The sequence below is a fragment of the Kribbella sp. NPDC004138 genome (genome assembly GCF_053603655.1).
The window spans coordinates 114,508-136,874 of record NZ_JBSGFZ010000002.1 but is presented as its reverse complement, the minus strand read 5'-3'; the positions used below and the strand labels follow the sequence as shown (position 1 = coordinate 136,874).

General features: G+C 67.3%; 20 protein-coding genes. 10 read left to right on the top strand and 10 right to left on the bottom strand.

The genetic code is table 11. The features are described 5' to 3' along the window. The first annotated feature begins 9 nt into the window (after positions 1 to 9). From ACWEOO_RS02680 to ACWEOO_RS02660, 5 genes are all read left to right on the top strand, one after another. Positions 10 to 450 carry an SRPBCC family protein gene (locus tag ACWEOO_RS02680; protein WP_452141465.1) on the top strand — a complete coding sequence of 147 codons (441 nt, stop codon included), beginning with the start codon at positions 10 to 12 and terminating at the stop codon, positions 448 to 450. A 155-nt stretch (positions 451 to 605) separates the two neighbouring features. Further along, positions 606 to 1,469 carry an ABC transporter ATP-binding protein gene (locus tag ACWEOO_RS02675; RefSeq protein WP_452141464.1) on the top strand — a complete coding sequence of 288 codons (864 nt, stop codon included), beginning with the start codon at positions 606 to 608 and terminating at the stop codon, positions 1,467 to 1,469. Next, positions 1,466 to 2,761: an ABC transporter permease gene (locus ACWEOO_RS02670; protein WP_452141463.1), complete on the top strand. Its 1,296-nt coding sequence runs from the start codon at positions 1,466 to 1,468 to the stop codon at positions 2,759 to 2,761. The genes ACWEOO_RS02675 and ACWEOO_RS02670 overlap by 4 nt, the downstream gene beginning before the upstream one ends. A 42-nt stretch (positions 2,762 to 2,803) precedes the next feature. Continuing rightward, on the top strand, positions 2,804 to 3,835 hold the full coding sequence (locus ACWEOO_RS02665) for an alpha/beta fold hydrolase (protein ID WP_452141462.1): 1,032 nt from the start codon (positions 2,804 to 2,806) through the stop codon (positions 3,833 to 3,835). A 49-nt stretch (positions 3,836 to 3,884) separates the two neighbouring features. Then, on the top strand, positions 3,885 to 4,667 hold the full coding sequence (locus tag ACWEOO_RS02660; protein ID WP_452141461.1) for a methyltransferase family protein: 783 nt from the start codon (positions 3,885 to 3,887) through the stop codon (positions 4,665 to 4,667). On the opposite strand, the gene ACWEOO_RS02655 is transcribed toward ACWEOO_RS02660, so the two are convergent. Then, the gene (locus ACWEOO_RS02655; RefSeq protein ID WP_363711892.1) at positions 4,657 to 5,337 is read right to left on the bottom strand and encodes a response regulator transcription factor; all 681 of its coding nucleotides are present in this window, start codon (positions 5,335 to 5,337) and stop codon (positions 4,657 to 4,659) included. The two genes, ACWEOO_RS02660 and ACWEOO_RS02655, sit on opposite strands and share 11 nt — an antisense overlap. Then, entirely contained in the window at positions 5,334 to 6,551 is a 1,218-nt protein-coding gene (locus ACWEOO_RS02650) for a sensor histidine kinase (RefSeq protein ID WP_452141460.1), read from the bottom strand. Before ACWEOO_RS02650 ends, ACWEOO_RS02655 begins: the two co-directional genes overlap by 4 nt. A gap of 188 nt (positions 6,552 to 6,739) precedes the next feature. Between ACWEOO_RS02650 and ACWEOO_RS02645 the strand changes: the two genes are divergently transcribed. Beyond that, a complete protein-coding gene (locus tag ACWEOO_RS02645) occupies positions 6,740 to 8,938 on the top strand; it encodes an MMPL family transporter (protein ID WP_452141459.1) in 2,199 nt (732 codons plus the stop codon). Between the two features lie 167 nt (positions 8,939 to 9,105). On the opposite strand, the gene ACWEOO_RS02640 is transcribed toward ACWEOO_RS02645, so the two are convergent. Then, positions 9,106 to 11,373 (bottom strand): N,N-dimethylformamidase beta subunit family domain-containing protein, encoded by a 2,268-nt coding sequence (locus ACWEOO_RS02640; protein WP_452141458.1) that lies wholly within the window; start codon positions 11,371 to 11,373, stop codon positions 9,106 to 9,108. A 151-nt stretch (positions 11,374 to 11,524) separates the two neighbouring features. Between ACWEOO_RS02640 and ACWEOO_RS02635 the strand changes: the two genes are divergently transcribed. The 3 genes from ACWEOO_RS02635 (at position 11,525) to ACWEOO_RS02625 (ending at position 14,446) form a co-directional block, all read left to right on the top strand. After that, positions 11,525 to 11,731, top strand: coding sequence for a hypothetical protein (locus ACWEOO_RS02635; RefSeq protein ID WP_452141457.1), 207 nt, complete (start codon positions 11,525 to 11,527; stop codon positions 11,729 to 11,731). A gap of 6 nt (positions 11,732 to 11,737) precedes the next feature. Continuing rightward, complete coding sequence (locus tag ACWEOO_RS02630) at positions 11,738 to 11,968, top strand: hypothetical protein (protein ID WP_452141456.1); 231 nt, start codon at positions 11,738 to 11,740, stop codon at positions 11,966 to 11,968. Between the two features lie 72 nt (positions 11,969 to 12,040). Then, positions 12,041 to 14,446: a hypothetical protein gene (locus ACWEOO_RS02625; RefSeq protein ID WP_452141455.1), complete on the top strand. Its 2,406-nt coding sequence runs from the start codon at positions 12,041 to 12,043 to the stop codon at positions 14,444 to 14,446. A gap of 289 nt (positions 14,447 to 14,735) precedes the next feature. On the opposite strand, the gene ACWEOO_RS02620 is transcribed toward ACWEOO_RS02625, so the two are convergent. The 4 genes from ACWEOO_RS02620 to ACWEOO_RS02605 form a co-directional block, all read right to left on the bottom strand. Continuing rightward, entirely contained in the window at positions 14,736 to 14,921 is a 186-nt protein-coding gene (locus ACWEOO_RS02620) for a hypothetical protein (protein ID WP_452141454.1), read from the bottom strand. Between the two features lie 396 nt (positions 14,922 to 15,317). Further along, positions 15,318 to 16,097: a hypothetical protein gene (locus ACWEOO_RS02615; RefSeq protein ID WP_452141453.1), complete on the bottom strand. Its 780-nt coding sequence runs from the start codon at positions 16,095 to 16,097 to the stop codon at positions 15,318 to 15,320. Positions 16,098 to 16,118: 21 nt separating this feature from the next. After that, a complete protein-coding gene (locus ACWEOO_RS02610; RefSeq protein WP_452141452.1) occupies positions 16,119 to 16,673 on the bottom strand; it encodes a DUF2510 domain-containing protein in 555 nt (184 codons plus the stop codon). Further along, positions 16,673 to 17,197, bottom strand: a complete 525-nt coding sequence (locus ACWEOO_RS02605) for a toll/interleukin-1 receptor domain-containing protein (RefSeq protein WP_452141451.1) — start codon at positions 17,195 to 17,197, stop codon at positions 16,673 to 16,675. Before ACWEOO_RS02605 ends, ACWEOO_RS02610 begins: the two co-directional genes overlap by 1 nt. A 397-nt stretch (positions 17,198 to 17,594) precedes the next feature. Between ACWEOO_RS02605 and ACWEOO_RS02600 the strand changes: the two genes are divergently transcribed. Beyond that, positions 17,595 to 18,431: a zinc ribbon domain-containing protein gene (locus ACWEOO_RS02600; RefSeq protein ID WP_452141450.1), complete on the top strand. Its 837-nt coding sequence runs from the start codon at positions 17,595 to 17,597 to the stop codon at positions 18,429 to 18,431. Positions 18,432 to 18,794: 363 nt separating this feature from the next. Here the strand turns inward: ACWEOO_RS02600 and ACWEOO_RS02595 are convergent, their stop codons facing one another. From ACWEOO_RS02595 to ACWEOO_RS02585, 3 genes are all read right to left on the bottom strand, one after another. Then, a complete protein-coding gene (locus ACWEOO_RS02595) occupies positions 18,795 to 20,210 on the bottom strand; it encodes a TRAFs-binding domain-containing protein (RefSeq protein WP_452141449.1) in 1,416 nt (471 codons plus the stop codon). Between the two features lie 8 nt (positions 20,211 to 20,218). Continuing rightward, positions 20,219 to 20,932: a hypothetical protein gene (locus ACWEOO_RS02590; protein WP_452141448.1), complete on the bottom strand. Its 714-nt coding sequence runs from the start codon at positions 20,930 to 20,932 to the stop codon at positions 20,219 to 20,221. 145 nt (positions 20,933 to 21,077) lie between these two features. Next, complete coding sequence (locus tag ACWEOO_RS02585; protein WP_452141447.1) at positions 21,078 to 22,196, bottom strand: patatin-like phospholipase family protein; 1,119 nt, start codon at positions 22,194 to 22,196, stop codon at positions 21,078 to 21,080. Positions 22,197 to 22,367: the final 171 nt, after the last annotated feature.

The window sequence follows — 22,367 nt, the reverse complement described above, 5'->3', positions numbered from 1 at the left end:
AGGACCGCCATGGCGCGCATGGGTGGAGAGGTCACGATCGACGCGCCGGTCGAGGAGGTCTTCGACCTGGTGGCCGACGAGAGCAACGAGCCGCGCTACAACCCGCGGATCGTTCGTGCTGACAAGGTGAGTGACGGACCGGTCGGCACAGGTACACGCTTCGTCGCCGAGCCCAAGGGGATGGGCAACCGCGGCCGGATGACGGTCGAGATCCTGGAGTACGACAGGCCACGCCGGCTCCACAACATCGTGCGCTCGTCGTACATGCAGGTCGACGGCACGCTGACCTTCGAGCAGGTCGAGGGCCGGACGCGCCTGCGGTGGGACTGGGACATGCGTTTGATCGGGCCGATGCGGGTGCTGTCGCCGGTCCTGAGCCTGGTCGGCCCGAACTGGGAGCGCCGGAACTGGGAGGGGCTGAAGCACTACATGGAGTCCGGCCGCCGCTGAGCTGCGTTGCCGGCACCGCCCTGGATCCGGTTCACCTCCAGCCGTTCAATGACGGTCATGTGCCCCGCTCCGGAGGTGCCTTTGTGCCCTGACCGTGAGGGGCATGGCGGGGACGCTGGAGGTGGAGGTGGATCGTGCTTGCTTTCGATTCGGCGGTGAAACGGTTCGGCTCCGTCGCTGCGCTGGACGGATGCACGTTCGAGGCCCGACCGGGCCGGATCACCGGATTTCTCGGGCCCAACGGGGCAGGCAAGACCACAGCGATGCGCGCGGTGTTCGAGCTCGTCCGGCTGGACGCCGGCAGCGTGTCGTGGCGGGGTGCGCCGATCACCGGTGCGGAACGGGCACGGTTCGGCTACATGCCCGAGGAGCGTGGGCTGTACCCGCGGATGCGGATCCGGGACCAGTTGCTGTACCTCGGCGAATTGTGCGGCCGGACGACCAGGGACGCCGGGAGGATCGCGGAGCACTGGCTCGGGCGGCTCGGGCTCGCGGACCGGGCCGCGGACCGCCTGGACACGCTGTCGCACGGCAACCAGCAGCGGGTACAGCTGATCGCCGCGCTGGTCAACGAGCCTGAACTGCTCGTGCTCGACGAGCCGTTCGCCGGGCTGGATCCCATCGCCATGGGCGCCATGGCGGATCTCCTGGCCGAACTTGCCGCAGCGGACGCGACGGTGCTGTTCTCCAGCCACCAGCTCGACCTCGTCGAGGAGCTGTGTGAGGACGTGGTCATCATCGACAAGGGGCGCGTCGTGCTCGCCGGCGATCTGACCGACCTGCGGGCAGCAGTCCCACAACGCTTTGTGGACGTCCGCTACCGCGGGCGCCCTCCGGACTGGTCGAGGCTGTCGGCGGTCCAGGTCGTCGAGACCAAAGACGGCTATGCGCGGCTCCGGGTCGAGCGCGACACCGACCTGTCGGCGGTCGTCGGCGCCGCCGCCTCCAGTGGTGTCGTGTCCTTCGCCTATCAGCCCCCGACGTTGTCGGAGCTGTTCAGGCGGGCGGTGGCGGCATGACCGGCCTGCTGCAGGCATGGCTGGTCGCTCGCCGGGAGATGCGCGAGCGCAGCAGGTCACGGAGCTTCCGGGCGGGCCTGATAGTGATGCTGTTCGTCGTCATCGCCTTGATCGTGGTGCCGGCGAAGTTGGACATCGGTGGCGGACCCAAGGACGTCGGCGTGACGAGTGCCGTCCCCAGCGCGTTGTCATCGGCCATCATCGCCCAGGGCGGCGCCGGCGGCGCGACCGTTCGCCTGCACAGGTACGGCGATGTGTCCACCGCGGAGGCAGCCGTCCGCGCGCACGATCTCGACGTGCTCGTGGTCGACGCACGCCGGGTGGAGTGGCCCGGCAGGGTGGACGAGGAACTGCAGGTTGTCGTCACTGGAGCCATTCGGCTGATCGCTGTTCAGGAACGGGCCGCGGCCGCCGGCATCGGGCCCGATGACCTGCGTGCCCTGATGGCGCCCGTTCCGGTCGAGAACGTCGAGCTCGGCTCGGCCGCCGGACGCAGCCCGGACGACGAATTGGCCGCCATCGTGATCACGACCCTGTTGCTGATGGCAATCGTCATCTACGGGAACCTCGTCCTCACCGGCGTGGTGGAGGAGAAGTCCAGCCGAGTTGTCGAGGTGCTGCTCGCGCGCATTCCCGCCCGGGTGCTGTTGGCCGGGAAGATCGCCGGCATCGGACTACTGGGGTTCGCCCAGTTCGTCGTGACCGCAGTGGCGGCGCTGCTCGCCGCTCTGGTGATCGACTCCGTCGACCTACCGGCGGTCCGTGCCGGCGTACTCGCCTGGGCGGTCGTCTGGTTCGTGCTCGGCTATGCCCTCTACGCCATGGCGTACGGCGCGCTCGGCTCACTCGCATCTCGGACGGAGGACGCGCAGAGCGTCGCCGGGCCTGTCGGCTACGTGCTGATCGCGTGCTACTGGGGCGCATTCCTCACGGTCAGCGCGAACCCCGACGGGGTGTGGGCACGGACGCTCTCGCAGTTCCCGGCGACCGCGCCGTTCGCCATGCCCGGCCGGATCGCGCTCGGCTCGGTCGCCTGGTGGGAGCCGCTGCTCGCCGTGACCCTCACGCTCGCTGCCATCGCCGGACTCGTCGTGATCGCCGGACGCGTGTACACCAACGCGATACTCCACAGCGGCGCGACGCTTCACTTGCGCGACGCCTGGCACAGCGAGGTCCGCCCGTCGCGCGGCATCGGGCAGGACGACCGCCGTGACTCCAGCGGAGCGGCCGCCTCCGACCGCGATCGCCGTACCACCGCACGATCCGCCACCGGTCGATTCGGACGCAAGTGACCGCCAGAGCCCTGGATGGTCCAGATGCTGTTCACTGGTGTCGTGGGTGCGCAGGATCAGCGCCTTGGGACGGCGCCTCTGGCCGACGGCGCGCGGGTGGCCTATGCCCTGACAGGCAGCGGACCGTACCTGCTGGTGGTGCCGGGATGGCTCAGTCATCTCGAGCTCGGATGGGCCATCCCAGCTGAGCGCATGTTCCACGAGTCGCTGTCGTCAGGCCGCACCTTGGTGCGCTACGACCGCCCTGGTTGCGGCCTATCGGCGGCGCACGTCGGCCCTCGCACGATGGCGCTGGAGCTTGCCACGATTGATGCGGTCACCGAAGCGCTCGGCATCACCCGCTGTGACGTCCTGGGGTGGTCGCTCGGGGCGGCGGTGGCTGCGCAGTGGGCCGCCGATCAGCCGGCGCGGGTGTCGCGTCTGGTGCTGTACGGCGGCTGGGCGACCGGTGATGCCATCGGCGACGAGGACAGCAGGCGGCACGTGCTCGGACTGCTCGCATCGCACTGGGGTCTGGGATCGGACCTGCTCACCGATCTCTTCGCGCCCGAGGCTGATGCCGGAACGCGGCTCGCGCTCGCCCGCTACCAGCGTGCCGCCTCCTCGCCCGAGACAGCGGTCGCGTTGTTGCGTCTCGCGTACGCCCTGGACGTGCGTCCGAGCCTCGCGCGGGTGCGGGCGCCGACGCTGGTGCTGCACCGACGCGGAGACCGCGCCGCTCCCCTCGAACAGAGCAGGGCTCTCGCCGACGCGATCCCAGGCGCCCGGTTCGTGGCGCTCGCGGGTCGCTCGCACCTTCCTGCCATCGGAGATGTGGAGTCGATGGTCGGACACGTACGACGGTTCCTCGGACTGCCCCGGCTGCGAAGGACGGTTCCCACCGGCCTGACCGCCCGCCAGACGGAAGTCGCGGCCCTCGTGGCGGACGGCCTCACGAACCGGCAGTTGGCCGACCGCTTGGGCATCACCGAACGATCCGCCGAGTCGCACCTCGAGCGCATCCGGCTGCGGCTCGGATTCAGATCCCGCTCCCAGATCGCAGCCTGGTACGTCGCGCGAGACGCGCACAAGTGAGGTAGTTCCACGGCTGCGCAGGGGACTACCCGGCCCGGAGCATGGAGACATGTCCCGACGCCGTATCCAACTCCTCGTCTCGGCCGCTGCCTGGTTGGGGTTCGTCGTCATCACTGTGTGGACGATGGCCTTCCTCGCCGGAGTCGTCGTTCCCAGGACCGTCGACGGCCCGCACCGCACGACCACCGTTCAGGCGATCGCTGTCGACCTCGCGCTGGTGTTGTTCTTCGCCGTCCAGCACTCGGTGATGGCGCGTCGGCAGGTGAAGTCCTGGCTGAGACGGTGGATCCCGGCGGCGCTCGAACGCACCACCTACGTGCTCGCGACAGACATCTGTCTCGCTCTCCTGCTGGTGCTCTGGCAGCCCTGGGGCGGGCGGATCTGGCAGGCCGAGGGTTCGATATCGGTCGTCGCCTGGTCGCTCTTCGCCGTGGGCTGGGCGCTGGCGGTCTGCTCGACGTTCGCGGTCGACCACCTCGAACTCGTCGGGCTGCGACAAGCCGGATGGGCGGCCGCTCGAGATCCGGGTCAGACGGCCGACCTGTACGTCGGCGGTCTCTACGCCGTCGTCCGGCATCCGTTGATGACGGGCTTGGTCCTGGCCTTCTGGGCGACACCACGGATGGGCGCATCCCATCTTGTCTTCGCCCTCGCCGCGACCGGATACATCGCCGTCGGGATCAGGTTCGAGGAGCGCGACCTCCGCACCACGTTCGGAGCGGCGTACGACGACTACGCTGCCCGCGTGCCGGCCGTCGTGCCCAGACCTCCGATCCGGCGACGCTCGACGCACAGCCCAGCCCAGCCCGAACGCGCCGTACCTAGGGCGTGACGAGACCGGTTTGGAAGGCGATCACCACGAGCTGTGCCCGGTCCCGGGCTCCGAGTTTGCCCATGGCGTGGCTGACGTGGGTGCGGGCGGTCGCGGGGCTGAGGAACAGCTTCGCGCCGATCTCGTCGTTGTTCAGCCCTTGTCCGACGAGTGCGAGGATCTCCCGTTCCCGGCCGGTCAGCACTGCCAGGCGCTCCTCAGCTGTCCCGTTGGCGGCCCGGCGTGTGGCGAACTGTGCGATGAGCCGCCGCGTGACCCGGGGTGCGAGCAGCGCTGCGCCGGCGGCCACGACGCGGATGCCGTGGAGCAGTTCGGCAGGTCCGGCGTCTTTGAGCAGGAAACCGCTGGCGCCGGCTTGGAGGCCCTCGAAGACGTAGGAGTCGGTGTCGTAGGTGGTCAGGATGAGGACCCGCACGTCCTGCAGCCCTGGGGTGGACGCGATCGCCCGGGTCGCCTCGATGCCGTCCATCGTCGGCATCCGGATGTCCATGAGCACGACGTCCGGGCGTTGGACGCGGGTCTGCTCGACCGCGTCGGCTCCGTTGATGGCTTCGCCCACCACGGTGATGTCGTCTTCGGCGTCCAGCAGCAGCCTGAATCCGGATCGGACGAGACCCTCGTCGTCGACGAGCAGGACCCGGATCGGCTCGACGGCCGGCGAGGCGTTCATGCGTGCACGGGCGGGGTCGGCGAGAGCGGGAGTCTCGCGGCTACCTCGAAGCCTGCCGCAGCGGTCGGCCGGGCGTCGAACGAACCACCGAGCAGCTGGCACCGCTCCCGCATCCCGAGATGGCCACGGCCGCGTCCGTCGGTGCCATCTGGTGGCGCGGGTGCCGTGCCGTCCGCGCGTCCGTCGTCGGTGACACGCACGTCGATCGCGTCACCGTCCGACCTCACGGAGATGACGACCTGAGTCGGGCCAACGTGGCGGATGACGTTGGTGAGTGACTCCTGCACGATCCGGTAGACCGCACTGTCGACCGCGCTCGGCACGGGCCGCGTGGGCGGGGCTGCCTCGATCTTGACGTCGAGCCCCGCGTTCCGGGCCTGTGAGATGAGATCGTCGAGCTGGCCGATGCCCGGGTGCGGCGCTCGGCCGTCCTGGTCGTCGCGGAGTACGCCGAGGATGGTCCGCATCTCCTGCAGCGCCTGGGAACTCGTCCGCTCGATCGCCTCCAGCGTCTCGCGCGCCCGCTCCGGGCGCTTGTCCAGGACGTACGCCGTGACGCCCGCCTGCACGTTGATGACGGCGATCGCGTGCGCGACGGTGTCGTGCACCTCGCGAGCGATCCGCAGCCGTTCCGCGTCGACCCGGGCGCGCGCCTCCTCCTCGCGGGTCCGTTCGGCCAGTTCGGCCCGCGCGACCGCCTCGGCCGCGATGACGCGTCGTGACCGCACCGATTCGCCCAGAGCGGCGCTCATCACCGCGGCGCCGATCCGGAAGTACACCCACCCGATCGCGGCCCGCGGCTCGATGTCCGCCGCCGCCACCAGCCAGACGGCACTCAGTACGGCGATCCCGGCACCCGCGATCAGGAGCGATCGCCGGCCGTCGCCGAGGGCCGTGAGCGTGTACAGAGCCACGAACAGCCCAAGCCAAGCCGGGCCGTCGGGAAAGTCCAGCGCGTAGTAGGTCAGGCTGCACAGGCCGGCGGCGACGAAGACCAGCACCGGCCAGCGCTGCCGGACGGCGATGACCGCGCCGCCGGCGACCAGTAGCACGTAGCCCAGGTGACCGAGATCCGTGAGCGGACGCAGCACTGCCGTGGGGTCGGCCGCGTTCCGCACGATGGTGCCTTGGACCTGCATCACGGTGACGAACAGCGCCAGCAGTATGTCGCCTGCCCACGACGGCAGGCGGAACGACCGGGCGCTGACTGACATGCCGAGATCATAGGCCGCGGTGCGAGCTCGGCGCCTACGATCAGGAGCGCGTGCGAGGTACTGCGAGAGGCGTAGCCGGCTTCGGGAACACGGGTCGAATCACGTACCTGGAGACAACGGCTGCCCGACGACCTGCGGGTGTCCGGGCGGCCACCATCGGTGGAGTCAAACCACCGATGGAGGTTCCCGTGCCCGACCTGTCCCCGCCCGAGACCCGCAGGCCCGACAGCAGGCCCGACAGCAGCAGGATGGAGCGCCTGGCCGGCTTCGCCCAGCGGCGCCGCTGGACCGCCCTGGTCGCCTGGGTCATGCTTCTGGTCGCCGTCACAATCACGGCCCGGGCCGTCGGCGACGGCTATGGGAACGGCAGTGACGTCTCTCTGTCGGGCACGCAGTCACAGCAACTGGCCGACCTGCTCGAGCAGCGATCCCCCGAGCAGACCGGCGACAGCGTGACCGTGGTGATGCACGACGAGCGAGGCTGGGCCACCAGTGGGGATCTCGAGGCCCTGACGCGTGACCTGAAGGCGGTCGATCAGGTCGAGGCGGTCACCCCACCGGATCCCCGGCAGGGGACGGTCTCCGCAGACGGCACCCTCGCGCTCGTCGAGGTTTCGCTGGCCGGAGAGCAGGGCGCCGCGCCGGCAGCGACGTACGAGCAACTCATCGCAACGGCCCGGGCGCATACATCCGGCGATCTGCAGGTCGAAGTGGCCGGCAAGGGCATCCGGAAGGTCGAGCGCGGCGGAGGTGGAGGAGCTGAAGGCGCCGGACTGCTTGCCGCGCTGGTGGTCCTGATCTTCATGTTCGGTTCCCTGCTGGCGGCGAGTCTGCCGCTGATCACCGCGCTCTTCGCCGTGGGTACCACGATGGGGCTGGTCGCCTTGCTGTCGCACGCGATCGACATCCCGGACTACACCACCTCCCTGCTCGTGCTGGTGGGGCTCGGCGTCGGCATCGACTACGCCCTGCTGGTCTTCAGCCGCTATCGCAGCGAACTGCTCCACGGTGCCGGGCGGGTACAGGCAACGAGTCGTGCGCTCGACACCGCCGGGCGCTCGGTGCTGTTCGCCGGCGCCAGTGTCATCCTTGCTCTGCTGGGGATGTTCACACTCGGGATCCCAGCCTTCGAAGGCATGGTCGCCGCGGTCGCGCTCACGGTACTCGTCACGATGGTCGCCTCGCTGACCCTGCTTCCGGCTCTGCTCTCCCTGTTCGGCAAGAAGATCGAGAAGCGAGTACAGAAGCAGGCGGCGAAGAGTCCGCGATCTCCCGGTGAGCGCTGGCGACGGTGGGCCCGGTTCGTGCAGCGCAGGCCGTGGCCGGCCTTGGTCGTCTCGGTGATCGCGCTCGGTGCGCTGGCCGCGCCGGCGCTGGACATGCATCTGGGGTTCAACGACGCGGGGAACGACGCCGAAGGCACGACGTCGCGGGCTGCTTACGACTTGATCAGCAACAAGCTGGGTGCGGGCGCCAACGGTCCGTTGGTCATCGTCACAGAGGGTTCCCGTGCGCAGGCGGACGCCTCCTACCGCCACCTCGTGAGCCACCCGGGCATCGTGGCCGACCGGGTCAGCCCGCCGATGCGGCTGGACGACAACGCCTTCTTGATCCGGGCTCAGCCGACGACCGGACCGCAGGACGAGGCCACCGCGGACCTGGTCATCGGCCTGCGCGACGACCTCGGCGACTCTTCCCTCGTGGGTGGGATCACGGCGGCCCAGGTCGACTACTCCAACGCGATCTCGGACCGGTTCCCGCTCTTCGTGCTCGTGGTGGTCGGACTGTCCGGACTGTTGCTCATGAGCGTGTTCCGTTCGGTCCTGATCGCGGTCAAGGCCGCGATGCTGAACGTACTGTCGATCGGCGCCGCGCTCGGCGCGATGAAGCTGGTGTACCAGGACGGTGTCCTGTGGGGCGTTCCGGGCCCGATCGAGGCGTTCATGCCGGTGTTCATCTTCGCCATCGTCTTCGGCCTGTCGATGGACTACGAGGTGTTCCTGCTGTCCCGAATGCGGGAGGAGTGGCTGCGGACCGGCGACGCGCAGCTCGCGATCCGGGAGGGTCTCGCGCACACCGGCGGAGTGATCACCGCCGCTGCGGCGATCATGTTCGTGGTCTTCGGGTCCTTCGCGCTGTTCCCGGACCGGATGCTCCAGCAGACCGGGTTCGCGATGGCTGTCGCAGTGCTGCTCGACGCCGTGGTGATCCGGTGCCTGGTGGTCCCGGCGGTGATGCGGCTGCTCGGGGCGCGAGCCTGGTGGCTGCCGCGCTGGCTGGACCGCTGGACGCCCCGCGTCCACGTGGAAGGCCGCCCTGACCGGCCTGCGCCGTCCGGACCGATCGGCCCAGAACCAGTACCTGCCACGACACCGGACCGCACCTGACCCGGCTTCCCCAACCCCGACGCATCGTCCGCCTCGTCGGCGGCGCCTTGGCGTCCGGCCAGAACGGTGTCTGGCCGGACGCCATGGCTTGCGGGTACTGAATCGAATCGGAGGACTGACAGTTGCTCTGCTTACCTAGCCGTCATTGGGGCGCGCTTCAGGCCGCCTCACGGCTGGGTGTTGGTTTGCAGCGGGTGCTTAGGCACGGCGACGCGCAGCTTGGCGGCGGTGGTGTCGGCAGGGACGGTTATGGTGCCTTGGGAGACCCACTGAGCGATGTTGCCGACGATGGTTGCGACGGCCTTCTGTGAGGCGGCGTCCGGGGACGGGACTGTCCAGTTGGACGGGCAGCGACCGACGAGGAAGCAACCGTAGGCAAAGGTGGATCCGTTGAGGACCCGTGCGCCCGAGGGGGCCGTGTAGGTGGTGATGTGCATCGGGGCGGCGCGGCCGTTCGAGCGGCAGGTACCGGTGCCGCTGGCTACCGTCGTCTGGCCGGGATTCTTGTAGAGATCGGGCCACACGTAGTCGACCTCGCCCGCGATGAAGCCGGGGAGCTGCGTACCGCTTGGGACGCCATTGAAGATCCAGCCGGTGCCGGTAGTCAGCGTGTTGCCCAGAACCGGGCAGATGTAGTCCGCGCCGAGCAGCGGCTGGGACGCGTACGCGTCACCCTGGTAGCGCCACGTCGTCGAGTTGTAGCCGTCGGTGTACCGGTCGATGTCCCATGCCCGTCGGGTGTCGTCGGTGAACGTGATGAGGCGGTAGGCAGTGTTGGCGCCGAGGTTGGCCACGTTGACGCCGCGGGCGATCGCCTGGCTGAGTGCGGCCCGCATCCGCAACGAGTAGTACTCGTCGTGCCCGGGCAAGAAGAGCGTCTTGGCGCGAGCCGGGAGCTGGCCGCCGTACTGGTCGAGGTCGTTGTTGGTCCAGTACGTGACGTCGAGGCCCTTCGACTCGGCCCAGAACACCAGCCCCTGCTCGAGGCTGAGGTACTGCCCGGAGCCCTGTCCCTCGCTGTACGGCCTGTCGAACGTCAGCCGGCCGGATCCGCCGTCGACTCCGCCGGTGTAGAAGCCCGATCCGCCGTAGTTGTTGTAGGCCTGCCAAGTCGCGGTGGCCTGCTGGATCAGCAGGTCGTGCTTCGTGGCAGTGTCGTCGCGAACCGTCAGCGGCGCGTAGGTTGCGACCGATCCGTCACTGACCTTGATCAGGTAGGTGCCAGGCGCCCAGTCCTTGTCGACAGGGATGCTGAGCGTCTTGGTCCAGTGCTCGGCCGACGTCATCCGCAGTTCCTTGCCGTCGCCGGAGATACCGCCGGTGACCGCCTTGTCCTGGACAACGGTCGGTACGTCGTCCTTCCGCCAGACTTCGCGCGCGCCGAGGCCCGCGTAGTACCCCATCCGGTAGGCGACGACGCTCACCAGGTTCCCGGAGGTGACCTTCAGGTCCACGGTGTCACCACACGCGGCGGACACCTGGGTCAGGTAGGCCGCCATCGATCCGTTCATGCTGGTCGGGATGACCCAGTCGCCGGTGCCGGGCTTGGCGTTCTCGGTGGTGGTCGACGGCCAGTTGGTGGGGCACCCGGCGGGTGGTGAGGCGAATCCGGCTGCCTCGACGACGGGCATCTCGGCGGGCGGGGCGATGAACGGCACGCTGGCGCTGCCGCTGGTCAGGACGGTGCCGGTGGCTGTGGTCGCGGACACGGACAGCGTCATCGTTCCGCCGTACCGGGAGAGCTGGACTCCGTTCACCGGGATTCCGAGTCGTGCGCCGGCGGCGACGTTGATCGGTGACTTGGGCTTCCAGGTCGCGTAGCCGTCGGCGACGGTCAACGTGCCGTTGATGGTGGTGTACGTGCCGGTGGCTCCGGTCGGCAGTTGCATGCGGACGGCATCGAGCGTGCCGGCCTTGATTACGGTGGCCTGATACGTGAGGTTCGTCGTCTGAGCCGGGATCGGGTTGGACGCGACAACGGCGACCTGTGCGGTGTAGGTCTTGATGGGTTGGAGTACGCCGGCGCCGGAGGTGATGACCTGCCCCGCCGTACCGATCGACTTGAATCCCAAGGTCCATGGTCCGCCGGCCGGCAGCTTGAGGCCGTACAGCGGAATCGCCAGCCTGGCGCCGACCGCAACGGTGATGTTCCGCGTCGGGCGCCAGCGGAGAACGGTGCTCGTTACCGAGCTCACGGTGCCGTTCGCCGAGGTGACGCGTCCGGTGGTTCCGGCGGGGATCGCCATCGTGATCTCGCGGATCGTGCCCGCCTTGAGGACAGTTGCCCGGTACGTCAGCGTCGTCGTGCCGGTGGTCGCCTGCGTTGCGGTGATGCTGATGTTTGCGGCGTCGGCGTTGGCGGCACGGACGATGAACAGAACTGCCGCACTGGCAAGCGTCAGCGCGGCAAGCGAAGCAAGGAGCTTGCGAAACAAGGTTCCCCCCAGGGACCGGTCGTAGGCGTCGGAGCGAGGTTACGGATCCTGGCCCGGTTTCGGCAAAAACGTTACGAGCCAGTGACTAATCTGGCTCAGACCGGAACCCTGGGTAGCCGCTCGAATCCGCTGGGTAGGCCGAGCGACGACTGTGGCTTCACGAGACCAGAAGACCTGCACTGCGGCCATTCCGTGGATCAACCTGGGCAACTACTCGTTCCCGAACGACGTCGCGAAGACGATCACGCTGAACCCCTCGGCGACCGGGGTCGTCAGCGCGGATGCGATCAAGCTGGTCTCGACCAGCCCGGCCGAGTCCCGGTCGTTCAGCTACGCCTACGACCTGAATGATCAGTAGACCGAGGTGAAGGACAACGCCCAGCGCAACCCGGACACCAGCGCCGGCACGCCGGCGATGGGTCGCTACACCGGCTACACGTGGGATGTCCGGAACCTGGTCGCCACGGTCAAGGCGGGCGCGTCGCCAGCGGGGCCGCTCGACACGTGGTCATACACCTATGACGGGCGTGGCCCGGGGCCGGTGACTGACGGGAATTGCAACAAGCTGCAAGAGGGTTGTCCTCGGCGGGTTTGAACGATACATATCTGTTTGACCTTCGCCGGTGTCGCTCGGGGTGCGCCGGATCCGCCCGATTATGGAGTGTTGATGCGTCGCGCCCGTCTGCTGCTGACCTCTGCCCTTGTCCTGTCTTTGCCCTTCAGCGCGGTTGTCCCTGCGGCTGCTGCACCACAGTGGTCCGCGCGGGCGGATATCGCGCCGGCGGCGCCGACCGCCGTACAGACCTTTCCGGTTCTCGGTGGCCTCGGTGTCGCGTGGGCTGCGCCTGTCGATGGCGGTGCGCCTGAGGGATATGTGGTCCAGTCGCTTCGTACTAATGGCGCGTGGGCTGATGCTTCGAAGCAGTTGCCAGCCGGTGCGACGAGTTGGGTCGACTCGCGTGTCAAGGCGGGCGCCACTGCGACGTACCGGGTGATCGCGGTGAACGCCGACGGCGAGAGCCAGCCGAGCGCGACCGCGACAGGCATCAGGCAGGCGACGGACCCCGCTGTCGGTAGCAATGACGTCCTGACCGTCGACGCCGATGTCGCGTCGTACCTGACGGCTCCCGCCTTCACCGACGGGGTGGCCGGCTCGGTCGCGCAGTCCTCGTCGGGCGGAGTCCGGACGCTGTCCGCGGGGGATCTGCAGATCGCGTTGCCGACGTTCCTCTCAGGGCCTGGAAGCCGTGCGGTCGGCAGCGGCGGCGAATCCTTCGTCGTGCGCCAGAACGACCACGAATGCAGTCTCAACGGCACTTTGGACGTCGCCGAGATCGCTTACAGCGCGGACCTCCAGGTCGCGACGATGAGTGCGACGTACTCCGGCACCTGCCCCGAGGGCAACTCCTTGTACGGCGAGATCCGGATCAAGAGCACGCAGCAGTACGCCGCGTTGGCGATCGACACGCCACGCGTGGATCTCGGCCGGATCGAGCTCAACACCGCGCCGAGGACCGTCCGGGTGACGCTGACGAACGTTGGCACCAAGGACCTCGTCGTGGGCATCAGGCCGCTGCCTGCCGATCCCACCTGGACACGCCAGGAGGACTTCGCCTGCCAGCAGCTTGCGCCCGGGGCCTCGTGCGCCGTCGTCGTGACGTTCACGCCGGATTACCCCAACGACCCGTTGACTTCGCTGACCATCGACGACAACACCGCGCGAAGGCAGCACCGCATCCGTCTGAGCGCCAGCGTGTACACCGTCCCCAGTGCGCCCGACAAGGTCGCGGTGGATGCGACGTACAGCGGGGTGGACCTGTCCTGGAGCCCGGGATTTTGGGGCAACGCCGCACCTGTGGGATTCGTCGTCGAGCGTTCGGTCAACGGGATCGAGACCAGGTTCACGGTGCCGGCGGACCAGACGCACTGGACCGAGCCATGGAACGGAGACTCGTTCGCGACGTACCGGGTGTCCGCTGTCAACGAGTTCTTCGAAGGGCAACCGAGCGACCGCGTGTCGCTGGCCAGGGCGAGGGAGCAGGTAACAGCCCTCGTCCGGCGGCCGAACGAGCCGGTCGTGCTTGGGAGTCTCGCGGTGCCGAAGGCCACTCAGATCGTGCCGGTCGAGAACGCGCCGACGGACGCCACCGAGGTGACGGGCGCGCCGAACGGCATCGACATCGCGTACGTCCTGGGCGACAACCTGTGGGTCCGTCAGCAAGGCGCCGACAGGCTTGTCCGGTCCGGAGCCGGCATCGCGCATCCGGCGTGGTCGCCGGACGGCACCCGGATCGCGTTCAACGTGGCGGGCAGCGACTCGTCCACCTGTGTCGACATCCTGACCTTGTCCGACTCGTCCGTGGTCAGGGTGGGCTGCAACCTCGATCATCCGATCTGGCATTCCGACAACCATTCCCTGATCGTGCAGGACAGCAGCATCGCCGGTGCGCCACTGACCCAGGTCCAGGCAGCGGAGCAGGGGGCACGGATCGCCACTCTCGAGGGTTCTGCGGGTGCTACGCGAGCTGTGCTGTCACCGACGGGGAACGTCCTGGCGTACGCGCCGGCGGGCACGCGCGGACTGGTCGCGTTCCTGCCGCCCGACGGCGGAACGGCCACGGTGGCCGACCTCGGCTTCGTCGAGGGACAGACCATCGAGGATCTCGAGTGGGACACCGTCGGCCGCCAGCTCGCCGTCCTGACCAGATCCGGGGACCGCGACATCATCGAGTCTTTCGACGCCGGTGATTTTCTCGGAGGCGGTGGGCTCAGCTTCAGTGCACCCGTGTACAACACCACGACCGAACGCATCGTTGACCTCACCTGGCAAGGACACAACGTCGTCATCGCGGACGTCCCGGCCGTGAACGGTCCGGACGTGTCGATACCGTTCGACACCTCCGCCGTGAACGGCGATGGCACCCAATGCATCCTGGACGGCGACTTCCTCGGTTCCTGTACGTCGCCGTTCACCGCAACCGGGCTGTCGAGCGGGCGGCACACGCTCCAGATCCAGCCCAACAGCCTGGGCAGCTACCACGCCACTGCCACACGCACGTTCACTGTCCAATAGCGAGGCAACTGCGAACATGCCGCGCGCCCCGGTCTCTCAGACCGGGGCGCGGTATCCGCCACTGGACAGAGCGTCGGCTGGCACAGGGAAACACCGGTCAGTGCGAGACCGATCGGGAACAAGACCGTGCCGACCGCTAGCACTTTCGGATGCGTGAGCCGGCCAGCGCAAGTCGGGCGACTACGGACGCTGCGAACGTCACGAACGGCGCCAGCCCGGCGACGAAGTACGAGTTGTAGCCGAGCTGCCCACGGGACGATGATCGCGCCGAGGGACGACAACAGCCCGATCAGCGCGAAGGACCCGAGTGCGCCCGCCAAGGCGAACGCCATTCGCAGCCGAGAGCGAACCGCACTGGCCGGGCCTGGTCCGCGAGCTCGGGGTCGACTGTCTCCGGCGTCGAGACCACCATCACCAGCAGCGCCACCATCAGCGCACCGAAGACGACGTACGACGTCCGGATCGGCGCTGGCAATGGGCCCTGCAGTCACCGTGACGCGCAGCTGAGCACAGCGTCTCCAGGTAACACGGAGAGCCAGGCCAAGCGCCTCAACGTCATGCGCTGTGAGATTTCTCTAGGCATCGACCGGTGGGCCGTCGAGGATGCCGCGAGGTGCGAGCGGACAACGTCGTAGTCGACCCAGATGTTTACGACACCCTCTTTCAGCGGCCGCCGCACTGGGACGTGACGACGGCGTTGGACGTGCGGACTGGAGCCGGTGTCGCCGGAGTCAGCCACCCACGTCGAATGTGTGGGCGCCGTGAACTCGCAGCCGTCAACTGTGGAGCCGTCCAGGACAACTCACGACCTGGCTGCCTAATCTGCGACCGAGCTGAGATCGATTGCCCGCTGGGCGTTCTCGATCCCCTGCTACGGGCGTCCCAGACTTCGTAGTCGGTCTTCTCGGAGGTCCCCGGCCAGCCTGTAGAGCTGGTTGGCGAGTCGCATGTGCTTGCGGTCGATGAATGAATACAGCGAGAAACCCTCCCGAATCGACAAGACGATCCCGCTCTTCTGGAAACGGTAATGGAGGCGAACTGTGATCGGCAGCAATAGCAGGCTCAATCCGAAGAGGAGGATCACGCCGGCAAACCCGAAGTAGCTCCCCATGATCGCGAACACAAGTGAGACAAGGCATGTCGTGACGTAGAGCAGAACCTTCGACGGTTGGAAGACAGCTGCCGCGTTGATGAACTGGAGCAGGCCGTCCTGGTACTGAACGCCCCCGGCAACGGAGATGCGTAGCGTCGCGACCCGCCGGCGCGTGACAGCAGCAAAACTGTGTGTCCCTATGCCCCAGAATCCCAGCACACCGAGATAATGGCACTCGAGAACTTCTTCACCTTTCGGCAGGAACTGCCTGAACATCGTCGCGATAGCTTCGCGGTCGCCACTCCGGGCTCGGGCGAAGAGACTCTCCCGAGTGGCTGCCGACATGTCCCCCAGCGGGGCCCATCCGGGCGACGACGACTGGCGCGGCGCGTCGGTGGTCATCCGATCCGCCGATGGACCGGGCGATGCATCGCCCGGTGCGGCCGACCAGGCATCCGGTGGTACCTGCGGTGAAGTGTGATCGGCGCCGGGTACCACCGGCGGCTCGATCGGACGCCCTGTCGGGGGAGGGAATCGCGGGTTGCGACGCTCGGTCATGATGCTCCTTCCTGAATGGCGCTAGCGCGTCTTGTCAGTCCACTCCACGCCGTCCCAGTAGCGGAGTTGGGTTTGCTCGGAGGGATCCTCGTACCAACCGGCCGCGGGCCGCCCGGGTTCGAAAGCAGAAGACCTGGCCGGCTCGACGGGATCTGCTAGTGGGGCTTCGGCCGGCAAGAAGGCCATCCCTCCTGGTTCTGCCATTCGCCTGGCCAGCATCGGGCTCATGGCAATTGCGGTGCCGAGGAGAGTGATCGCAGAACCTGCGATGCCGATGGTCCAGGCCGTGCCCAACCCTTCGAACTGGACCCAAGTGATCACGAAGAACCCGAGGAGGAAGCTGGCGATCAGTGCCGCCCAGAACAGGAGCAGTTCGGTGGCGACGAACAGGCTGACGATCAACAGGACGATCGCGATCGTCGCCCCGCCGACGACGAAGTAGCGCCCGCGGTCGATGGCGAGCCAGAAACTCCCGCCGCCTTCCACCGTGGGCCGAGTCAGCGATACCCCGACGACGACCGCACCGACCAGGGCGACCGCACGCCCGATCATGGCTGTAACGGACGTTCTGACCATCATCGGTCCTTGAACATTCCACGGACGAATCCGGTGCGGCGCCGTGACGACCGGTTGAAGTCGTCCAGGTCGACCTCGACAAACTCCGGACTCTTGGGTGACTCCTCCACGGGGGGCACCGGCGCCCCGACAAGCCCGGCAGCGACCCGGGCGAGCCCTGCGAGCCGCTGCTGTACCGGTCCCGGGAACGCATCGACCCACTGCACAGACGAAACGAAGTAGGCAAGGTCGGGCGACGGTTGAATGTCATCGATCCGGACGCCGATGACTATCTTCCGTCCCCGCGCAGCCAACTCGACTTCACGGAGGACTTCGACCGACGCATTCGCCGGCTCTGACAGTACGACGACGAGCGCCCGACTCTGCTGGATTGCCTTGACGATCGCGCCGCTCCACGATTGCCCTGGCACTATGTCTCGGGGAGCGATCCAGCACGCGAGGCCGAGATCTTCCAAAGACGAACAAATCTCGCGTGCGATCCTGACGTCGACCGACGAGTGCGAAACGAAGATGTCGTGAGTCAAGGGGACCACCGCGATCACACAATAGAAGTCAGTCGTTGTGACGAGTCATCTCGGGGATGATCACACTCATCAGAGTCCGCCCGTGCCGCCCGTGATACAAGCCATCCGCTCCGCTCGCATCTCCCGAGGCGAAACGCCGCCCAATCGATTGCTGCAATTAAGCATTTGCTTGTTGGCGCTTCCCCGCTCCCCGTTTCAGTCCTGATCTGGACCAGCCGAATCGATCGCCGTACCGTCGGCAGTGGGGGCAGATTCATATGGGACGGTTTTCCAAGGTGTCGGTCGCGCGGCTTGCCGGCCGCTCCGCTCGAGTTGATCTTCTTCATGGCTACGGTGCTCGGCGGCTGCTATCGACACGCCAACGCAGCACCGCACTGATCTACCGACGCACGTGACCATGTCCAATTCGACATCTTCAGCCTGCACCGAATGCGGCGCCCGCCGCGGGCCGGGGCAGACGTTCTGCGCCAATTGTGGGGCACGGTTCGCGGACGGTGAGGAGATCCTTCTGCGCGACGACACTCTCAGCGTTCCGATCGCAGACCGCGCCAGCCGATACGTCGCGCTCAGCATCGCATTCGCCGTCATCATGATCGCCGGAATCGTTGGCGCGGCTGCCGTGGTCCACCACCGAATGATCGAGAGTTCGGGCAACGTCCCCGTCGCAGCCTCCTCGACACCTGCCGAGGACCCATCGGTAACCGAGTCCACCCTGCCTACGCCCTCCGAGCCCCCGTCACCGACAATCTCCGATGAACCCACACCGACGAACTCCGATGAACCCACGCAGACGGATTCGGTGGAGCCGACGCAAACCACGACGCCGTACGCGGGCAACGAGACTGTCGTGGTAGCACCCGATGCGGCTGACCACCCCGCCGCTCGAGCGGTCGTTGCCCTCCTCACCGATTACTTCGTCGCCATCAACCAGCGGAACTTCACCAAGTTTCGTTCGATCCACACGCAGAGCGAACGGGCGAAGCTGAGTCGGGACGAGTTCCTCACCGGATATCGCTCCACGTACGACTCGCAGGTGCAGTTGCTCGCACTCGAAACCACCGAGGACGGCCGGCTGCTGGCGAGCGTGTCCTTCGTCAGCACCCAAGACGCCGCGGACGGCCGCAACGGCCAGACCTGCACCCAGTGGAATGTCGAGAGGTTCCTGGAAGAAGAGAGTTCCGACCTCCGTGTCGGCAAGACCATCCCCGGCCGCACGCAATACTTCGCATGCTGACCCCCACACCCGGTTGCGGTCGGCGAACGGTGCGAGAATCAGCAATCCGATAGTCGAGCGCGTCACCTTCGTGCGTCGCCGGTTCGGGTCGGCGGGCTATCTCGATGTAGGCACCCAACACCTTGCGTAGCGCCGCGGCGTACTTGGTCTCGAGGTCAAGTGCAGACGACGCCGGTACACTCCGATGACTCGCACTCGCCTGCAAACTGGCGCCATCAGACCGCCTCCGCGGCCCAAGCCCGCACGCAATTCCCCGCCGACACCGTGATCTCGACGCCGACTCCCCGAGTCAGATCCGCGACGCAAGTCTCTACGGTTGCAGGGGATTGCCAACCTACATCCCCAATAGTTAGATGCGACGACCTATTTGTCGGGCGGTTTGATCTCATCGATGATGCCTGCCAAGCGGCTGACCGCCTGGCCCCGCTCACGGCGGACACTCTCGATGATCCGCAGATTGTCTGTGGTGGACTGCCGCTGCCAGCATTCAGCGCCAGCGGCAACCGCCTCTTGCAGCATTTCCTCGGCGCTGTCCATGTCGTTGTCGAGGACGTGGACCTCAAGCATCGTGGCGAAGTCCCAGTATTCAGGCGCCATTGCTCGGAGCCGTTGTTTCGCGGCGAATCGGACGACAGGCAGCAGCTCGTTCTTCCGGCGTTGCGCGCGCTCGGTGCCTTGAGCTTCCAGCAGGGTCACCGCGTTCACTCCGGGGTAGACGTCCCGCCAGTCGGTCTCGAAGCCGCGGTCGTAGGCTCGCACGGCGAGATTCAGACGTTCCCGAGCGCGATCCGGGTCGTGGGCTGCGCGCGCCCGGAGCCACTGTGCCTTGTAGATGCGGCCGAGGAGTCCGGACGTCTCCGAGCTGGGTCCCTGATCCTTCTCCAGTTGCTCCAGCATGCTGATCGCCTCGGGCCTGTCCGCGGCCGCCGTGGGACCATCCAGCTCCGCACGGCGGTTGTAGGCGAGCGCCGTCTGCTGCCGGATCGGTGCCTGTTGCTGCAAGCCGTCGGGCATCTCGTTGTACACGTCGATCATGCCGGACCAGTCGCTGATCGATCGGTGGGCAAGGATCAGCTCGGTCAGCACACCGACGTCGGGTGAACCATCCGCGAGGGCTATCGCGCGGATCGCGGCCAGCTCGATCCGGACGTGGTCGCGCTGGCTGATCTCCTGACCGAGTGCGCGAAGTCGACCGAGCTTGACCTTCAGCTGCTCGTTCGCTCGCACATCGGCGCGGAACGCGTCGGCTGCTGCCTCGGTGAGCAGTTTCGGACTCCAGGTCGGCACCAGGTCGAAGAGTGGGCTGTCCTGCACCTGCTCATGACGGCTCTGCTCGCGCATCTCCTCGAGATGCTCGGTGATCTTCTTGCACAGCAAGTCCGCTGCACTAGCCGTGAACTGATTCTTGGCGCCGAGGGTGTACCGCTGCCGGCGGAGTATCCGCACGTCGAAGGGCAGCGGGGTCGACTGCGCGTAGATCGTGAGGGTCGTACCTGGCCGCGCGGTGTGCCGGACCCCGAGCTCGTAGAGCACGTTGGGATTGCTCGTGGTCAGGTCGGCGATCGCGTACTTGCAGACCAGCAGCCGCTCGAACATCGCCTTGTGGATGATGCCGCCGAGCTTCTCCTCGTCAGCACGGATCGGGTGCATGCCGGCTGCCACAATTGCCGGCCTGATGCCGGTCTCGTAGATCTGGTCGAAGGGGATGTCCGGCCGGCCTGTCGGGTCCGGCTTGCGGCCGAACGGCATCAGGACGAAACAAAGGGGAAGTTGTGCCATGGACTACCTCATTCGAGGGCCGATCCGATTGCTGCGCGCATCGGCTGCGGTTCGGGTGGCACCGAGGACACCAGGCCCGACGTGCTCAGGTCTTCGGCTCGCTGGTCGGCGGGGTCGCCGCGGAGTGCGGCGGCGAACTGGTCGGCTGTGCGGCCGCTGCCCGCGATGACGAGGACTGGTCGGCCAGCCTCGACGCTGTTCGCGACGTCGGCGAATGCGATCTCGCCGCCGTTGACGAGAACGGTGACCGAGGACGCGGGGCCGGCAAGGGCCGTTGCGGTGTGCGCGATCCAGGGCGCCTCGGCACCCCATTCGTCGCCGGGCACGACGACGAAGTGGGTGTGGTGGCGCTCCAGCTCCGCGGTGTCGTCCGAGGCCGGCTCTCCAGGCCAATGAATGGTGCCATTGGCAACGACTCCGATGAGCGGGAACGTTGCGGACCGGCGTACCCGTTCCTCGCCGACAAGACGCATGATGCCGGCATTGGTGCCGCCATCGATAGCGATCGCCTGTTGCTCTTCAAGGATCGGGATCAGACCGTCGGCAATCAACGGCCGCAGCCGGTCGAGGTCAGCGGGGGACAGCCGACCCGCCCCGCCGACGAGGACGACGACGGGGCGGGACCGGGGGAGTCCAAGCGCGGTGAGGCCGAGGACGAGGTCGTCCGGGTCGCGAACATGTATGCCAACCGCCCCGGAGCCCACAAGCTGCCAAGTATCCATGCCGGAGTCTAACGGCGGACTCGTCGGTCTAGGGTCGCTGGCCGACGCGCCGCTGCCTGACGAACGTGTATGGGACGACGCGGTACGACTGGTCGTCCGGGCGGGCTGGACGATAGGCGTGTGCGACATAGGATCCATACCGTTCTCACTGCCCGAGGAAGCCCTCGAAGTGCCGCCGATCTACGTCCCGCGCCAACCGCATTCCCACCCGCTGCAGGGCGCCGATGTGAGCGATCGAGTCGAGCCGCTGCACGTCCTCCGGCCGAACGTCGTGCAGGCCGAGTTGGTTGAGCCCGGGTCGGGTCAGCTCCACGTTGTACCGGACGTACGTGAAAAGCCGCTCCTTCAACAGACCCGGCTCTCCCCGGAGATCGCCGATCTCGTTGTCGATCGACGCGCCGTGCCGGCAGCGACCGAAGGTCCGGCAGAGCATGTCCTGCTCGTTCAGCGCCGCGCTCATCAGCGCCGCCGGAACCGAGGATGCGTTGAACAGCAGGTTCATGTCGCCGGGCCGCAGCCGATCGTCGGCCTTCGGGCTGGTCCCGGTCCCGACCGACACGACCAGCATCTGCTCCTCGCCCGTGGGCCACCCGAGCTTGTAGTGCGCCATCGTCGCCATCAGGAACAGCTGGAACGCGGGGTTGTTGTACATCGTCAGCCCGCCGTCGACGAACACGAAGTCCTGCTCGCCAACGGACACGGCTTCGGCTGGGAAGAACGTCGGCGCCGCCGTACTGGCGCGCACCAGTTTCCACAACGGCAGCCGCAGGTTGCTGTCCAGCCGACTATCCTCGTTGTACTTTGCCCGCGGGTTGTTGCTCAGTGGCCACGGCGAGTCGGTCGTCGCGTTCCGCAGCACCATCATCAGCAACGACTTGAGCTGCGGGTCCCCAAGAGTCACTGCTGCCCCGAAGATGTTCTGCAGCAAGCCCTCCAGCCGCGTGCTGTCGTACTTGTATTTGAACCGTTTGATCAGCGAAGCCCGGTCGAACATCTCCGCCCCGTGCGTCGCGTACAGCTCCCGCAGTTCGTCGACTCGCATCCCACGCGCCAGCCCGGCCGCGATAATCGCGCCGGTACTCGTGCCGGCGATGTAATCGAAGTAGTCGGACAGCACGAACTCGTCGCCGGCCTTCAACTCCCGGCACAGCATCAGCTCGATCTGCCCCAGCACCTCGAGCGTCAGCACCCCGCGGATACCACCACCGTCCAGTGCCAGCAACTTTCGCGGGCCTGGCCCGTCCAGCCGATCCCGATACCCCATCACTCACCCCAGCTGCCGCCAGGCGCCCCCAAGCTCGCAGACCCGGCCCCCGAGCTCAACGCTGCTGCGCTTTCACCTTAACGATGACCATCCTCCGTGAACAGTCGCCGAGCCGCACCGACATCTGTTCCCATTCCGGACTCAATCGTTTCCTTCATCAGGAGCGGTGTG

What these genes read in the sequence shown, in the direction of transcription:
- ACWEOO_RS02680 (WP_452141465.1), top strand. Translation starts at nt 10, where the DNA reads ATGGCGCGCATGGGTGGAGAGGTCACGATCGACGCGCCGGTCGAGGAG.
- ACWEOO_RS02670 (WP_452141463.1), top strand. Translation starts at nt 1,466, where the DNA reads ATGACCGGCCTGCTGCAGGCATGGCTGGTCGCTCGCCGGGAGATGCGC.
- ACWEOO_RS02660 (WP_452141461.1), top strand. Translation starts at nt 3,885, where the DNA reads ATGTCCCGACGCCGTATCCAACTCCTCGTCTCGGCCGCTGCCTGGTTG.
- ACWEOO_RS02655 (WP_363711892.1), bottom strand. Translation starts at nt 5,337, where the DNA reads ATGAACGCCTCGCCGGCCGTCGAGCCGATCCGGGTCCTGCTCGTCGAC.
- ACWEOO_RS02650 (WP_452141460.1), bottom strand. Translation starts at nt 6,551, where the DNA reads ATGTCAGTCAGCGCCCGGTCGTTCCGCCTGCCGTCGTGGGCAGGCGAC.
- ACWEOO_RS02625 (WP_452141455.1), top strand. Translation starts at nt 12,041, where the DNA reads ATGCGTCGCGCCCGTCTGCTGCTGACCTCTGCCCTTGTCCTGTCTTTG.
- ACWEOO_RS02615 (WP_452141453.1), bottom strand. Translation starts at nt 16,097, where the DNA reads ATGACCGAGCGTCGCAACCCGCGATTCCCTCCCCCGACAGGGCGTCCG.
- ACWEOO_RS02610 (WP_452141452.1), bottom strand. Translation starts at nt 16,673, where the DNA reads ATGGTCAGAACGTCCGTTACAGCCATGATCGGGCGTGCGGTCGCCCTG.
- ACWEOO_RS02600 (WP_452141450.1), top strand. Translation starts at nt 17,595, where the DNA reads ATGTCCAATTCGACATCTTCAGCCTGCACCGAATGCGGCGCCCGCCGC.
- ACWEOO_RS02595 (WP_452141449.1), bottom strand. Translation starts at nt 20,210, where the DNA reads ATGGCACAACTTCCCCTTTGTTTCGTCCTGATGCCGTTCGGCCGCAAG.
- ACWEOO_RS02590 (WP_452141448.1), bottom strand. Translation starts at nt 20,932, where the DNA reads ATGGATACTTGGCAGCTTGTGGGCTCCGGGGCGGTTGGCATACATGTT.
- ACWEOO_RS02585 (WP_452141447.1), bottom strand. Translation starts at nt 22,196, where the DNA reads ATGGGGTATCGGGATCGGCTGGACGGGCCAGGCCCGCGAAAGTTGCTG.